The organism is Nocardia sp. NPDC003693, assembly GCF_053981095.1.
In genome coordinates this window covers 148,894-163,559 of record NZ_JBSFNO010000017.1, presented here as the reverse complement: position 1 = coordinate 163,559, position 14,666 = coordinate 148,894, and the positions used below count along the sequence as shown (strand labels likewise).

13 protein-coding genes are annotated in these 14,666 nt (G+C 71.6%); 5 read left to right on the top strand and 8 right to left on the bottom strand.

Annotated features, from left to right (window positions below; translation table 11 throughout):
* Nucleotides 1-560 (bottom strand): enoyl-CoA hydratase/isomerase family protein (locus ACWDOP_RS20495; RefSeq protein WP_456346349.1); only part of this gene is annotated, 560 nt, incomplete at its 3' end.
* A 54-nt stretch (nucleotides 561-614) separates the two neighbouring features.
* Complete coding sequence (locus ACWDOP_RS20490) at nucleotides 615-1,688, bottom strand: DNA polymerase IV (protein ID WP_456346357.1); 1,074 nt, start codon at nucleotides 1,686-1,688, stop codon at nucleotides 615-617.
* Nucleotides 1,689-1,769: 81 nt separating this feature from the next.
* Between ACWDOP_RS20490 and ACWDOP_RS20485 the strand changes: the two genes are divergently transcribed.
* Both ACWDOP_RS20485 and ACWDOP_RS20480 read left to right on the top strand, forming a co-directional pair.
* Nucleotides 1,770-2,348: a TetR/AcrR family transcriptional regulator gene (locus ACWDOP_RS20485; RefSeq protein WP_456346348.1), complete on the top strand. Its 579-nt coding sequence runs from the start codon at nucleotides 1,770-1,772 to the stop codon at nucleotides 2,346-2,348.
* On the top strand, nucleotides 2,345-2,821 hold the full coding sequence (locus ACWDOP_RS20480; protein WP_456346347.1) for a PaaI family thioesterase: 477 nt from the start codon (nucleotides 2,345-2,347) through the stop codon (nucleotides 2,819-2,821). Before ACWDOP_RS20485 ends, ACWDOP_RS20480 begins: the two co-directional genes overlap by 4 nt.
* On the opposite strand, the gene ACWDOP_RS20475 is transcribed toward ACWDOP_RS20480, so the two are convergent.
* The 3 genes from ACWDOP_RS20475 to ACWDOP_RS20465 form a co-directional block, all read right to left on the bottom strand.
* Nucleotides 2,766-3,242, bottom strand: coding sequence for a hypothetical protein (locus tag ACWDOP_RS20475; RefSeq protein ID WP_456346346.1), 477 nt, complete (start codon nucleotides 3,240-3,242; stop codon nucleotides 2,766-2,768). The two genes, ACWDOP_RS20480 and ACWDOP_RS20475, sit on opposite strands and share 56 nt — an antisense overlap.
* A 241-nt stretch (nucleotides 3,243-3,483) precedes the next feature.
* The gene (locus ACWDOP_RS20470) at nucleotides 3,484-4,452 is read right to left on the bottom strand and encodes a class I SAM-dependent methyltransferase (RefSeq protein WP_456346345.1); all 969 of its coding nucleotides are present in this window, start codon (nucleotides 4,450-4,452) and stop codon (nucleotides 3,484-3,486) included.
* Between the two features lie 144 nt (nucleotides 4,453-4,596).
* The gene (locus tag ACWDOP_RS20465) at nucleotides 4,597-6,477 is read right to left on the bottom strand and encodes an ABC transporter ATP-binding protein (protein ID WP_456346344.1); all 1,881 of its coding nucleotides are present in this window, start codon (nucleotides 6,475-6,477) and stop codon (nucleotides 4,597-4,599) included.
* Nucleotides 6,478-6,742: 265 nt separating this feature from the next.
* Between ACWDOP_RS20465 and ACWDOP_RS20460 the strand changes: the two genes are divergently transcribed.
* The 3 genes from ACWDOP_RS20460 to ACWDOP_RS20450 all read left to right on the top strand — a co-directional run bounded on the left by ACWDOP_RS20460 (nucleotide 6,743) and on the right by ACWDOP_RS20450 (nucleotide 11,418).
* Nucleotides 6,743-7,180 (top strand): DoxX family protein, encoded by a 438-nt coding sequence (locus ACWDOP_RS20460; RefSeq protein WP_456346343.1) that lies wholly within the window; start codon nucleotides 6,743-6,745, stop codon nucleotides 7,178-7,180.
* A 275-nt stretch (nucleotides 7,181-7,455) separates the two neighbouring features.
* Complete coding sequence (locus ACWDOP_RS20455) at nucleotides 7,456-10,455, top strand: FAD-binding and (Fe-S)-binding domain-containing protein (RefSeq protein ID WP_456346342.1); 3,000 nt, start codon at nucleotides 7,456-7,458, stop codon at nucleotides 10,453-10,455.
* Between the two features lie 27 nt (nucleotides 10,456-10,482).
* The gene (locus ACWDOP_RS20450) at nucleotides 10,483-11,418 is read left to right on the top strand and encodes a DNA-3-methyladenine glycosylase family protein (RefSeq protein ID WP_456346341.1); all 936 of its coding nucleotides are present in this window, start codon (nucleotides 10,483-10,485) and stop codon (nucleotides 11,416-11,418) included.
* 206 nt (nucleotides 11,419-11,624) lie between these two features.
* Here ACWDOP_RS20450 and ACWDOP_RS20445 read toward each other — a convergent pair whose 3' ends face one another.
* From ACWDOP_RS20445 to ACWDOP_RS20435, 3 genes are read right to left on the bottom strand one after another with little or no spacing between them, the layout of a single operon-like run.
* Nucleotides 11,625-12,899 (bottom strand): ABC transporter substrate-binding protein, encoded by a 1,275-nt coding sequence (locus tag ACWDOP_RS20445; protein WP_456346340.1) that lies wholly within the window; start codon nucleotides 12,897-12,899, stop codon nucleotides 11,625-11,627.
* Nucleotides 12,896-13,729, bottom strand: coding sequence for a carbohydrate ABC transporter permease (locus ACWDOP_RS20440; RefSeq protein WP_456346339.1), 834 nt, complete (start codon nucleotides 13,727-13,729; stop codon nucleotides 12,896-12,898). The genes ACWDOP_RS20445 and ACWDOP_RS20440 overlap by 4 nt, the downstream gene beginning before the upstream one ends.
* Nucleotides 13,719-14,585, bottom strand: coding sequence for a carbohydrate ABC transporter permease (locus ACWDOP_RS20435; RefSeq protein ID WP_454200893.1), 867 nt, complete (start codon nucleotides 14,583-14,585; stop codon nucleotides 13,719-13,721). The genes ACWDOP_RS20440 and ACWDOP_RS20435 overlap by 11 nt, the downstream gene beginning before the upstream one ends.
* Between the last annotated feature and the right edge of the window lie 81 nt (nucleotides 14,586-14,666).

Here is a 14,666-nt window from a genome sequence, read left to right as displayed (position 1 = left end):
TCCGCCACCACCCGATGCAGCAATCCCCACTCGAGTGCCTCGGCGGCGGTGAGCACGCGGTTGGTGAGCATGAGGTCCTGGGTGCGGCGCAGGCCGATCAGGCGCGGCAGGTAGTAGGACGCGCCGCCGTCCGGGCTCAGCCCGACCTTGGTGTACGCCATGGTGAATTTGGCGGACTCGCCCGCGACGACGAGGTCGCCGGCGACGGCGAGACTGAACCCGGCCCCGGCCGCGGTGCCGTTCACCGCGACGATGAGCAGCGCGTCCATCCGGGCCAGCGCGGACACCGCCTCGTGCAGGGTTCCCGCCAGCTTCTCGATGAACTGCCCGGTGTCGGCGCTGTTCGCCATGGCCTGCAGATCCCCGCCCGCGGAGAAGAACTTGCCCGCCCCGGTGAGCACGACGACCTTGACGGCCGGATCCTCGGAGCAGTAGGTGGCGGCGCGGACCAGCTCGTCGGCCAGGGCCTGGTCGATGCCGTTCGCGGCGGTGGGCCGGTTCAGCGTGATGCGGGCGATCGGGCCGGCGGGCTCGAAGCTGATGTTCTCGTACGTGGTCATCGGATGCGTGCCTTCCGTCTGTATTCCTGGACCCAGCATGTCAAACGCGGCCGCTCACCCCGGTTCGGGACCGAATTCGACGCGGACGCCGAGCAATCGGATGGGGCGGTCCAGTTCGAAGGAGTGCAGGACCAGCAGTGCGGTCCGCACGACCTCGTCCGGGTCGGTGGTGGGCGCGCGCAGTTTCTTCTGTTTGGTGCGGGTGAAGAAGGTGCTGGTGCGCACGGTGACGCCCACCCGCCGCACGGTGCGCCCCTCCGCGAAGGTCTCCTCGGCCACCACGGTGGCGAGCCGGGTGATCGCCGCGTCGAACTCGGCGCGTTCGGTGAGATCGGCGGCGAAGGTCTCGGAGTGACTGCGCCCGACGGGTTCTCGTGGTTCGGCGACGTCGGTGTCACCGGCACCGTGCCCGAGTACCCACAGATAGGGTCCGGTATTCGGGCCGAATTCGGCGGCCAGCGCCGCGCGGTCGGCGGCGGCGAGTTCACCGATGGTGTGAATGCCCAGGGCCGCCATGCGTTTCGCGATGCGACCGCCGACGCCCCACAGCGCGGTGGTCGGCCGGTGCGCCATGAGCTCGGTCCAGTTGTCCGCGGTGAGCCGGAAGACGCCGGTGCCCGCGCCGGGAATCGGTTCCTCGGTGGCGCCGGACTTGCCCACCGCCTTGGCGAATCCGGTGGCGAGTTTGGCGCGAGTCTTGTTGTCCCCGATGCCGACCGCGCTGGTCAGTCCCAATCCTTCGATGGCGGAACGGATGTCGCGCGCCAGTTCTTCGGGGTCGTCGGTGTCGGCGGCCAGGAAGGCCTCGTCGAAGCCGAGGACCTCGACTCGCCCGGGAAAGGTGCGCAGCAGCTCCATGATCTCCTCGGAGGCCACCGCGTAGGCGGGCAGATCCTGGGCCAGGAACACCCCGTCGGGGCAGTGCCGCAGCGCGGTGCGCAGCGGCATCCCCGCGTGCACCCCGCACGCGCGGGCCGGGTACGAGGCGCACGAGACGACCTTGCGCGGCTCGTTCGGATCCCCGTTGCCGCCGACGATGACCGGGAGTCCGCGCAGCTCGGGACGGCGGCGGAATTCGACCGCGGCCTGGAATTGGTCGAGGTCGACGTGCAACAGCCAGCGCGCCACCCCTCCGTCATACCGCATGGTCTGTGGAAATGCCGGGATTCGGGGTTGCGGGATCGGGCAAAACAGAACTAAATTCTGGACATGAAGATTCGAGATCGGTTGCTGCTCGCGGCCGAGCGGCAGTTCGCCGAGCACGGCGCTCTCGACGCCACCCTCACCCAGATCCGGGACGCGGCCGGGGCGAGCGTCGGCGCGCTCTACCACCACTTTCCCGACAAAGCCGAGCTGTACCGGCAGGTCTGGGCACACGCGCTGGCCGACTACCAGCGGTGTTTCTGGGCGGCGGTGGGCGAGAGCGCGGACGCCGAGTCCGGGGTGCGCGCGGCGGTGACCGAACATCTGCGCTGGGTGACCGAGAACCAGTACCGCGCACAGGTTCTCACCTCAGCGCGACCGCCGGGGGTGCGCGAGAGCGAGAGCAACCGCGAGTTCATGCGCTCGGTGCTGCGCTGGTGGCGCACGCACGCGAGCTACGGCGCGGTGCGCGAACTGGATTTCGACCTGCTGTACGCGCTGTGGCTGGGGCCCGCGCAGGTGTACGCGCGGCAGTGGCTCGGCGGCGAGATCGTCACCGCGCCGATCGAGGTGGCCCCGCAGTTGGCCGACGCCGCCTGGCAGGTGCTGCGCGCCGATCGAACCGAGGCGAAGGAAGAACGATGACCACCACCGAATTGAATCTCGAACTGGGACAGCGGATTCTCGAGGCGCAGGGCTTCAGCCGGCTCGTCGGCGCGGAGCTGACCGCCTTCGGCGACGGCCGCGCGACCCTGGAGATTCCGGTCCGCCCCGAACTCGGCCAGCAGTTCGGCTACGTGCACGGCGGCGTCCTGGCCTACGCCGCGGACAACGCGCTCACCTACGCCGCGGCCACGGTGCTCGGCGCGAACTTGCTGACCGGCGGCTTCACCATCACCTATCTGCGGCCCGCGGCGGGGGAGCGGTTGCGCGCGGAGGCGAGCGTCATCGACGCCACGCGCCGCCAAGCCGTCTGCCGCTGTGAGGTTTTCGCCGACGGCCCGGACGGCTCGGTGCTCTGCGCGGTCGCGCAGGGCACGACGCGCGGCGTCGAACGGCCGCTCAGCGGGAACGGCGCAGCCACTCCATCGGAGAGCGATACGCGTAGCGCGCCTTGACGACCCCGGTCTCGATCTGACCCACGACCCGGATCAGCGGAGCGCCCGGAAAACGCGGCAGGTTCACCCGATCGGCGACGGTCGCGTCCGCGCCGCGGCGCAGGCCGTCGAGGTCGACCCGCCAGCCGCGCGGCACCACGATCACGATGGTGCCGGACCCGGCGTGCAGCTCGAGATCGATTTCCCGGCGGGTGCAGTGCGCCCGGGTGAAGTCGATGACGACCCTGCCCGAAGTGCAGTGGGCGACAAGCTGTTTCGGTACCGTCCACTGCTCCGGGGTGCGCTGGAAGCCGGAGGTCACCCGCAGTTCCAGCGGGTGCTCGGCCAGCGGCGACCGCTGCGGGGCGGTACGGCTCGCCGGGTGCGCGCCCTCGGGGAAACGGTAGGCGGAAACCCGCTGCTGCTCCGTCGTACGACTCACTGATACTCCTCCCCCGGCCTGTGAAACAAGCATCCGATCGGCTGTGCCAGGGAAGTCGAATTATGCCGTACACCAGGGTGTTTCGGACCGGCCGGACCTTAACGGTCCGGTTACGGGCCGGTCTCGCTCCGGCACCCTTCGGACATCATGTTCAACCCGGAATCGCTGCGGCACTGGTCCCGGCCCGATCCCGGTGATCCGGGGTCCACGATCACTGGCGTGGCGCCGCGCAGGACGCGGCTCAGCGCTGCCCGAGATAGATGGTCGACGCGCCGAGCATGAAGATGTCCTCGCGCGCGGCGACATGGGTGGGCGCGGTGGAATCCAGCAGGGCGTCGATGGTTTCGCGATCCGCGGCCGCGATGTCGTCGCCGATATGGGTGCGCAGCGCCGCGAGCCAGGCGACCACGCTCTCGCGGACCTGTGTGCTCGGCGGCGCGGGATGTTCGGTGAGCACGCTGAACGAGGTGACGGTGTGCAGGCCCGCGCGTTCGAGCGCGCTGCCCCAGCCGTACGGCATGCGCACGGCCGCCGGGATTTCCGCGCGCATGCGAGCGAATCCCGCGTCGCGCGCGGCGAGCAGCCGGTCCTGCAGGCCCGGTTCCCCGATGCCGAGATCCCAAGGCAGGCAACGGGTCGTGAGCCCGCCCTCGGACAGCGCCAGCCAGCCCTCCGGGTGCAGCAGCCGGGCCAGTCGGTCGGTGCCCGCCTGCTGATCGGGCAGGTGATGCACCATGCGCGAGGCCCACACCACGTCCGCGGCCGGGACGAGATCGAGCAGCGCGTCGTCCGCGGCGTCGGCGTGCACGGTTTCCACGCGAACCCGGTCGTCCCCGGCGAGCGCGTTGTCGACGGTCTCGCGCGCGGCCTCGATGAGTTCGGGCACCGCGTCGACGATCACCAGCCGCCCGCCGCCGCGCCCGGCCAGCTCCCGCGCCAGCGCCGCGCTCTGCCCGCCGGCCCCGGCGCCGATGTCGACGATGGTCGGCAGATCGGTGGTCACGAGGCCGATGAGCCTGCGCGCGATCAGCGCGCTGCTCTCCTGGCCCATCGCGTCGTCCCGCCGCAGGTTCGCCAGCTGTTCGGTCCAGTCGATGCCGTCATGGGTGTGCCCATGAGCGTGGCTGTGGTGCCGGCCGTGTGAGTGCCCGTGCCCGTGCCCGAGCCCGTGTGAGTGCCCGTGCCCATGACTGTGCGTGTGTGCTCCCATGGGTTCGACGCTACTGCGCGCCCCGGGCGGCGAGCACGAACGCCTCGGATCGGCCGGTGGGCCCGGGCGTTCGCCACACACGGCGGAGGCCGGACGCGTGGTGCGCGTCCGGCCTCCGGTCGGTGTGGTGACCCCGGCCCCGCGTCAGGCGGCCGCCGAGTCGGCGTCGTCGGCGAACTGGGTGCGGTACAGCTCGGCGTAGCGCCCGCCCGCGGCCAGCAGCCGGGTGTGCGTTCCGCGTTCGACGACCCGGCCGTGCTCGAGCACCACGATCTGATCGGCGTTGCGGATGGTGGAGAGCCGGTGCGCGATGACCAGCGCGGTCCGGCCGGTCAGGGCCTCGGCCAGGGCTTCCTGGACGGCGGCCTCGGAGGTGGAGTCCAGCGAGGCGGTGGCCTCGTCCAGGATCACGACGCGGGGTTGCTTGAGCAGCAGCCGGGCGATGGTCAGGCGCTGGCGTTCCCCGCCGGAGAGCCGGTAGCCGCGCTCGCCGACCACGGTGTCCAGGCCGTCGGGCAGCGAGGCGATCAGCTCGCGCAGGCGCGCCCGCTCGAGGGCGTCCCACAGTTCCGCCTCGGTGGCGCCGGGGCGGGCCAGGGTCAGGTTGGCGCGGATCGAGTCGTGGAACAGGTGGCCGTCCTGGGTGACCAGACCGACGGTGTCCTGGATGGAACGGCTCGTCAGCTCGCGCACGTCCTGCCCGCCGAGCCGCACGGCGCCCGAATCCACATCGTAGAGTCGCGAAACCAGTTGGGCGATGGTGGATTTGCCCGCACCGGAGGAGCCGACGAGGGCGACCATCTGCCCGGGTTCGGCGCGCAGCGACACCTCGTGCAGCACCTGTTCGCCGCCGCGGGCGTCGAGGGTGGCCACATCCTCGAGCGAGGCCAGCGACACCTTGTCCGCGGCAGGGTAGCCGAAGTTCACCCGGTCCAGCTCCACGGCGATGGGGCCGTCCGGCGCAGGGGTGGCGTCCGGCGCGTCCTGGATGAGCGGCTCGAGATCCAGGATCTCGAAGACCCGCTCGAAACTCACCATGGCGGACATGATGTCCACGCGGGCGCTGGCCAGTGCGGTGAGCGGGGAGTACAGGCGGGTGAGCAGCAGCGAGAGCGCCACCACCGAACCGGCTTCCAGCTGTCCGCGCAGCGCGAACCAGCCGCCGAGCCCGTACACCAGCGCCAGCGCGAGCGCCGAGACCAGGGTCAGCGCGGTGATGAACACCGTCTGCAGCATGGCCGTGCGCACCCCGATGTCGCGCACCCGCCCGGCCCGCGCGGCGAATTCGCCGGATTCGCGGCTCGGCTGTCCGAAGAGCTTGACCAGGGTCGCGCCCGGTGCGGAGAACCGCTCGGTCATCTGGGTGCTCATCCGGGCGTCGAGCCCGGCGGCCTCGCGCTGGATCCCGGCCAGCTTCTCGCCCATGCGCCGCGCGGGGATCACGAAGACCGGCAGCAGCACCAGCGCCAGCAGGGTGATCTGCCAGGACAGGCGCAGCATCACCACGAGGGTGAGGACCAGCATCACCACGTTGGTGACCACGCCCGAGAGGGTGGAGCTGAACGCGCGCTGCGCTCCGATCACGTCGTTGTTCAACCGGCTGACCAGTGCGCCGGTCCGGGTCCGGGTGAAGAACGCGACGGGCATGCGCTGCACGTGATCGAACACCGCGGTCCGCAGATCGAAGATCAGTCCCTCCCCGATGCGCGCCGAGAGCAACCGGATCACCAGTCCCAGACCGGCATCCAGCACCGCGACCAGCGCGATGATCACCGCCAGCGTCACCACCGTCGAGGGCGCGGAGCCGCTGACGATGTGGTCGACCACGCGGCCGGCCAGAACCGGTGTGGCGACGGCCAATACCGCGGCCACGACACTGAACAGCAGGAAGGCCAGCAGTCGCCGATGGTGGCCGCGGGCGAATTCGAAGATCCGCCTGGCCGTCACCATCCGCAACGGTCGTTCATCCGTGTTGGCGTGCATCTGCCGATACAGCTGATCCCACGCCACCGATTCCATACTCATCGCCGAACTCCTCACCACGTCCGAGCTCATCGAACCCCGGACCACCGACACTAGAACCTCAACAAAGGTTCAGAGCAAGCGATGCCGGCGGCTTCTTCGCCGAGAGCGAACGGCGCTCCGGCGCCGGGATATACGTCCGGGCGCGACGCTCGTCGCGGGGCTCGGAAAAAAAATTTCGCCGCGACCGATGAGTTCCGAATCGGCCCGTCGTCCTAGCTGTTGAACGCGCTACCAACCCGGCGCGACGGACCAGAAGGACAAGACGATGACCACCGCGAACCCCACCGCCGCTTTCACCGCCGACCGCACCGACCGTCCCGGCAAGACCCGCAACCGGGTGCTGTGGACCCTGCAGATCGTGCTCGGCTTCTTCTTCATCATCGCCTCGGGCGGCCCGAAGCTCGTCATCCCGAACACCCTGATGGAGAACCCGCCGGAGAACCTGACGATCCCGATGGGCCTGCTCATCTTCATCGGCCTCGCCGAGGTGGCGGGCGGCATCGGCCTCATGGTCCCGAAGCTGACGGCCCTGGCGGCCGCGGGCCTGACGGTCCTGACGATCCTGGCCGCCGGCGCCCAGGGCATCGTCGCCGGCAAGCCCGAGCTCGCGATCTTCCCCCTGGTCCTGGCCGCGGTCTTCGCCTGGATCGCCTACGAGCGCCGCGCCTCCCTGACCGACCTGCGAAACACCTTCTCCCGGTGACGGTTTCCCCGCCCCCAAGTTCATAGCCCGACCCGGCGACCGGTGGCCCCCACCGGTCGCCGAGCTGCGGCTGAACACGTCGATCGCTCGTCGGGTTGGCAGCGATCGATCCGCGGCCACCCGGTCGCGCCCCCTCCCGGGCGGCGCACCGGGTGGCCGTTGCCCTGTCACGCGACGGCCACCCGGACCACGAAGCCCAGGGTCGCGGGTTGTCGTGTCGGTCGAGCAAGGCGTGCATGACGGGGGAGCGGGACCGCTGGTTCTAGGCTGGCCGGGTGAGTGAAACGTTGCTGCGTGAGCTGCGGGGGCGGCTCGGCGGCGAGGTCGACGGGTCGGAGCGGCGGCGGGTGGAGTACTCGTCGGACGCTTCGAACTATCGGGTGCTGCCGGTCGGTGTGGTGTTTCCGCGCACGGACGACGACGTCGCGGCGACGCTCGAACTCGCGCGGGGAGAAGGGATCGGGGTCACGGCTCGGGGTGCGGGGACATCGGTGGCGGGCAACGCCATCGGGGCCGGGCTGGTGGTGGACTTCAGCAGGCACATGAACTCGGTGCTCGAGGTCGACGCCGAGCGGCGGGTCGCGCGGGTGCAGCCGGGGACCGTGCTGCGGCAGCTGCAGGGGCGGGCCGCGCCACTGGGGCTGCGGTTCGGGCCGGACCCGTCGACGCAGAACCGGTGCACGCTCGGCGGGATGATCGGCAACAACGCCTGCGGGCCGCGTGCGGTGGCGTGGGGGCGAACCTCGGACACCGTGCGGGAGCTGCGGGTGCTCGACGGTCGCGGGCAGGCGCGGCGGCTGGCGAACGACCCGGCCGCGGTGCCGGGACTGGCGGAGTTCACCCGGGCCAACCTCGCCGTCATCCGCACCGAACTCGGCCGGTTCGAGCGGCAGGCCTCCGGCTACTCGCTCGAACACCTGCTGCCCGAACGGGATTCGGCCGTCGCCAAGGCGTTCGTCGGCACCGAGGGCACCTGCGGACTGCTGCTGGAGGCGACCGTCGCGCTGGTGCCGGTGCCCCGGGCCACGGTGCTGGTGGTGCTGGGCTATCCGGATATGCCCGCGGCGGCGGACGACATCGCCGCGGTCATGGTCGCCGCGCCCATCGCGGTCGAGGGCATGGACGCGCGGCTGGTGAACGTGGTTCGCGCCCATCGCGGCCGGATACCGGACCTGCCGCGCGGTGCAGGCTGGCTGCTGGTGGAACTGGCCGCGCACACCCCCGACCTGGCCCGCGCGGCGGCCGAACTGCTCGCCGGCGCCACGAACGCCGTAGACGCCCGCGTCGTACTGGACCCGCGAGAAGCCAAGGCGCTGTGGGCGATCCGCGCGGACGGCGCGGGTCTGGCCGGCCGCACCCCCGACGGTGCGCCGGCCTGGCCCGGCTGGGAGGACGCGGCCGTGCCGCCGGAACGGCTCGGCGACTACCTGCGCGAATTCGCCGAGCTCACCCGTGAACACGGCGTGGACGGCCTGGTCTACGGTCATTTCGGCGACGGCTGCATCCACGTGCGCCTGGATCTGCCGATAGCCGATGCGCCGCAACGCTTCCGCGCCTTCCTCGAGGACGCCGCCCGCCAGGTGGTGCGCTTCGGCGGCTCCCTGTCCGGCGAGCACGGCGACGGCCGCGCCCGGTCGGAACTGTTGCGCCACATGTACTCCGATACCGCCCTGGCCGCCTTCGCCGGCTTCAAGGCCCTGTTCGATCCCGACGACGTCCTCAACCCGGGCGTCCTGGTCCGCCCCCGTCCCGTGGACGCCGACCTGCGCGTCGCCGGTCTGCGCCCCCTGCCCACCGCAGGCGGCTTCGCCTTCCCTCTCGACGGTGATCTCGCCACCGCCGTGCACCGCTGCGTCGGACTCGGCGCCTGCCGCGCCGACAACTCCGCCACCGGCGGTTTCATGTGCCCGTCGTACCTGGCCACGGCCGACGAGAAGGACACCACTCGCGCCCGCGCCCGGGTGCTGCAGGAGGTGGTGCGCGGCGACCTCGACTGGCGCTCGGACGCCGTGGCCGAGTCCCTGGACCTGTGCTTGTCCTGCAAGGCCTGCCGCTCCGACTGCCCCGCGGGCATCGACATGGCCACCTACAAGTCCGAGACCCTCCACCGCCGCTACCGGCACCGCCTCCGCCCCCGCGACCACTATTCCCTCGGCCGCCTCCCCCAATGGCTCACCGCCGCAACCCGTGTGCCCCGACTGGTCAACCGGCTCACCGCCGCCCCGGCCCTGCGCCGCCTGGCCGCCCGCGCCGCCGGCCTCGATCCCCGCCGCCCGTTCCCGGCCCTCGCCGCCGAGTCGTTCCGCCGCGCGTACCGATCGACCCCCCTCGGCCCGGGGCACACGCCTCCCACCGGGGGCCGGCTCGGTCTTCACGACCGGCGCGCCGAGGATTCGGCAGGCACCGACCTCCTCGGTACAGGAGACGAACCACCCACCACCCGCGCTCGGGAACATGCCGTCGAGCCCGCGCGGTCTCCACGGCTTCCCGCCGATGGCTCACCGATCGACGCCCCCGAACTCATCGGCCAACGCGGCGCGAGCGTCCCGGCGCTGCCGGTGATGCTGTGGGTGGACACGTTCGGCGACGCCTTCGACCCGCAAATCCTCCGGGCGGCAACGGAATTGATCGAATCGCTGGGATACGAGGTGAGAATTCCGGACCGCCGCGTGTGCTGCGGCCTCACCTGGATCAGCACCGGCCAGCTGGACGGCGCGCGCAAGCGGCTGCGGGCCACGGTGGACGCGCTGGCCGAGCATGCCCGCGCCGGGGGAGTGGTGGTCGGGCTGGAGCCCTCGTGCACCGCCACCCTGCGCGAGGACCTGCCGCACCTGCTGCCGGACGACGCGCGCGCGGCCGCTGTGGCGGGCGCGGTCCGCACCCTCGCGGAGTTCCTGGAGGCCCAGCCGCACTGGCGGCCACCCGATCGGAGCGACCGCACCGTGGTGGTGCAGCCGCACTGCCACGAGCACGCGGCGTCCGGGTTCGCGGCCGACCGCCGCGTCCTGGAACGTACCGGCGCGACCGTGCGCGAGATCGCCGGCTGCTGCGGACTGGCGGGGAACTTCGGCATGCAGCGCGGCCACCACGAGGTCTCGGTCGCGGTCGCCGAGAACGGCCTGCTCCCGGCTTTGCGCGCGGCCCCCGGCGCCACGCTCCTCGCCGACGGGTTCAGCTGCCGCACCCAGGCCGACCACCTGGCCGGGCGGAAGGCCCAGCATCTCGCCCAGTTCCTGACCGAGCGCGCGGACCCCGGGGATACCTCTCGACCATGACCGCCGTCACTGGCGCAGAATGTTCCGGTGACCTCCGCCCCGCCCACCACCGCCGCCGCCGTGCGCACGGTGCGGTCCGAGCGGCCGATCGACCTGGCGGCCACCGTCACGCCCCTGCGCCGCGGTTTCGGCGATCCCACCCATCGCGAGACCCCGGACGGCGCGCACTGGCACGCCTCGCGCATGCCGAGCGGCCCGGTCACCTTCCGGCTGCGCCAGGCCGACCGGTGCGCGGTCGAGGCCCGGGCGTGGGGCCCCGGCGCGCAGGAGTTCCTGGACGGGCTGCCCGCCATGCTGTGCCTGGACGAGGACATCACCGACTTCACCCCGGACCACCCCAAGATCGCCGAGGCGCACCGCCGCAACCCCGGGCTCCGGATGCTGCGCACCGGCCTGGTCTTCGAAGCGCTGGTCCCGGCGGTGCTGGAGCAGAAGGTGCACACCAGGACCGCACACGAGTCGTGGCGGAAACTGGTGTGGCGCTTCGGCACCGAGGCGCCGGGCCCCGCGCCGCGCGGACTGCGCCTCATGCCGGACGCGGAAACCTGGCGGCGCATCCCGTCCTGGGAGTACCACCGCGCGAACGTGGGCCCGCAACGCTCGAAAACCATTGTGCTGGCGGCCCGTATCGCCGCGAAGCTGGAGGAGGCCGCGACCCTCGGGCACGCCGACGCGGCCGCCCGCCTGCGCACCGTCCCCGGTATCGGGGTCTGGACCGCCGCCGAGATCGCCCAGCGCGCCTTCGGTGATCCGGACGCCCTGTCGGTCGGCGATTTCCACCTCGCCGCCACCGTCGGCTGGACGCTGCTCGGCAAGCCGATCGACGACGACGCCATGATCGAGTACCTGGAACCGCTACGCCCGCACCGCTATCGGGCGGTCCGCCTGCTCGGCCTCGCGGGTTTCGCCCACAAACCCAAGTTCGGCCCCCGCACCCCTTACACCGACCACAGCCGCATCTGACGTACCCCCGCACGGCTGTGCCCGCAGCAGCGCAATGTTTCCGGCCGAGCCAGGCTCCCGCTCACCCCGGGAGGGATATTCTTCCCGCCCACAGCGAGTCCGACCGGATCCGACACGTTCCCCAACGCCGGGTGCGGCACGTCGGCGCTCGTCGGAGGGAAGCACCGATCCTGGCCCGCGCACCCGGCGCGCCGGGCCGAGAACCCTCAGCCCCGCACCGCGTCGGTGGCGGCGGCCTGGGCACGATCCAGCGCGACCGGCACCGGCACCCGCCCCAGGAACATCTCCGCCAGTATCGGATCCATCGCCGCGAGCGCGGCCGGAAAGCCCGGTCCGCCGCCGGCGCCGGTCTGCCCGTCCCGCAGGACGTCGAAGAACGGGGAGACATCCACCCCGCGCCCGGTCCAATAGTCCCGGTACACGCGTTGTTCGGACACCACCGCCGGGATGGTGTTCCCGTCCAGCCCGAGGTGCCGGTTGCCCGCCGCGCTCCCCAGCCAGGCCAGGACCCGGCGCACCTGGTCCGGATGGCGTGTCGCGGCGTTGCCCGCCACCCCCACCGCGTTGTTCGCGCTGATCCGCCCCGCCGGTCCGCGCGGGATCAGCGCGATCCCCCAGTCGAATCCGGCGTCCCGGTCGATGGTGGCGAGGGTGAACGACCCGGACTGGAACAGCGCCAGCTTCCCTTGCAGGAAGGCGTTCTTCGCGAAATCGCCGCTCGTGTTGGTGTCGGCGGCCGAGGGGGAGAGCCCGTCGGCGACCAACCGGACCGGGTACTCGAAGCCCACCCGCCCCGCCGCGTCGGCGAAGACGAAGTCACCGGCCGGGTTCTGCAGCGCCCCACCGGCCGACCCGAGGTACGGCAGCAGGATCGACTGAAAGTCGTTGGCCGCGTTGTACGGCCACGTCCCGGGCACGGCGAGCCGGCGCAGCAGCGGCCGGAAGGTGTCGACCGCGCCGTCGGGGCTCCAGCGCAGTTCGGCCAGTTCCCGGGGATCGACCCCGGCCGCGGCCAGCAGCGCCCGGTTGTAGTAGATCGCGCTGCCGCCGTCCACGAATTGCGGTACCGCCCACAGCTTTCCGTCGCGGGTGAACTGCGCGACGGCGAACCGGTCCCAGGTCGCCGCCGTCTCCGGCGCGGCCCCGATGTCCAGCAGCCGCCCGGCATCGGCGTAGTCCTCGTACTGCCCCGTCCAGAACATATCGTCGGCGATTCCGCCCGCGACATCCAGCCGCAGCTTGCTCGCGTAGGAGGCCCACGGCACCAGCGTGATACGCACCTCGATATCGGGATTGGCGCGTTCGAACTCGTCCAGCGAGGCCCGGTACGCCGCCACGAAACTCTGATCCCACACCCGCAGCCGCAGCACGGTGCGCCCGGAATCCCCCGGCTCGCGCCCCAGCCACAGCGCCGCGCCGATGAGCAGCGCCAGCGCCAGCGCGATCCCGAGCACCGCCCGGGTGGAGTCCCGGAGCCTCACCGCAGCCCCGGCCAGGCGATGGATCGCAGCACCTGCCGCTGGAACACCACGAACAGCACCACCAGCGGCCCGATCGCCAGCGTCGTCGCGGCCATGACCAGCGGCCACTGCGCGTCGTACCGGGTCTGCATGGTCGCCGTGGCCACGGTCAGTACCTGCCATTTCGGCCCGCCGACCGCGACCAGCGGCCACATGAAGTTGTTCCACTGCGCGACCACGGTGATCAGCGCCAGGGTGGCGATGATCGGCCGGCTCATGGGCACCACCACGCTCACCAGGATGTCGAGGGTGCGCGCGCCGTCGATCCGCGCGGCGTCGATGATCTCGGCCGGAATGGCCCGGAAGTACTGCCGCAGCAGGAATATGGCGTAGGGCGACCCGAAGACGAAGGGCAGCACCAGCGCCCAGAAGGTGTTGAGCAGTTCCAGCCGCGCGAACATCAGATACAGCGGTATCAGGGTCACCGCCGCGGGCACCATCATGGTCCCCAGATACACCCCGAACAGCACGTCCCGCCCGGGAAAGCTCAGGCGCGCGAACGCGTAGGCCGCCATGATCGAGCAGATCAGCTGGCCGAAGGTGATGAACGCCGTCATGAGCGCGGTCACCAGCACCGCCCGGCCGAGTCCCTGGTCCAGCACGGTGGCGAAGTTGGCCGCGGTCGCCGGATCCGGTGGGGCGAGCGCGGATTCGCGCGCGAACCCCTCGGGGGTCTTGGCCGCGGTCATGGCGCTGAGGACCAGCGGCGCGACCGTGAGCAGCGCGCCAGCCAGCAGGATCGCGTACGCGGCGATGCCGCGCGCCGCCCGGGTCCGGGACTCAGTACTCATACACGGTCCGATCCCGGAAGTACCGCTGCTGCGCGAGGGTGACGATCAGGACCACCGCGAACACCACCGCCGCCATGACCGCCGCCCGCCCCGGCCGCGCCGCGTCGAAGGCCTCCGAATACATCCGCATGGCAACGACATCCGTGCGGTGGTCGGGCCCGCCCCGGGTGAGCGCGTACACCACGTCGAAGGTCTGGAAGGTGCTCAGCACGCCGGTCGCCAGGACGAAGAACATGGTCGGGCGCAGCAGCGGCAGCAGCAGCCAGCGGGTACGCCGCCAGCCCGTCGCCCCGTCCAGGGTTCCGGCGTCGAGGATCTCGCCCGGTATGGCGCGCAGGCCCGCGAAGAAGAACAGGGCGACGTAGCCCAGATTCATCCACACGATGACGGCGGCCACCGCGGGCAGTGCCAGCGCCGGTTCGCTGAGCCATTCGACGCGCCGGCCCAGCAGCGCGTTCAGCGCGCCGTCGGTGGGCGCGAACATCCACTGCCACAGCACGCCGACCGCGACCGGCGCGCACATCCAGGGCAGGGCGTAGACCACCCGCAGCGCGGTGCCGCCGCGGCTACGGCGGGCGAGCAGCGCCGCGACGGTGAAACCCAGCGCGGTCTGCGCGGGGACCACCAGGGCGGTGAGGGCGAGCGTCACCAGCAGCGAGCGCCCGAACTCGCGATCGGTGAGTACCGAACGCCAGTTGTCGGCGCCGCTGAACTCGATGGGGCCCAGGAGATTCCAGCTGTGCAGGCTCAGCCACAGCACGACGGCGATCGGCAGCACCAGAAAGCAGCCGATACCGAGCAGGCTGGGCAGCAGCAGGGCATAACCGGTGGCGATACGCCGATACGACCGGCTCATGGGGGTGGACGCTACCGTGCCGGGGTACGGTCCGGTTCATCCACCGTCTGTGGAGCGGATGAACCGGACCGCGGTGCTGCC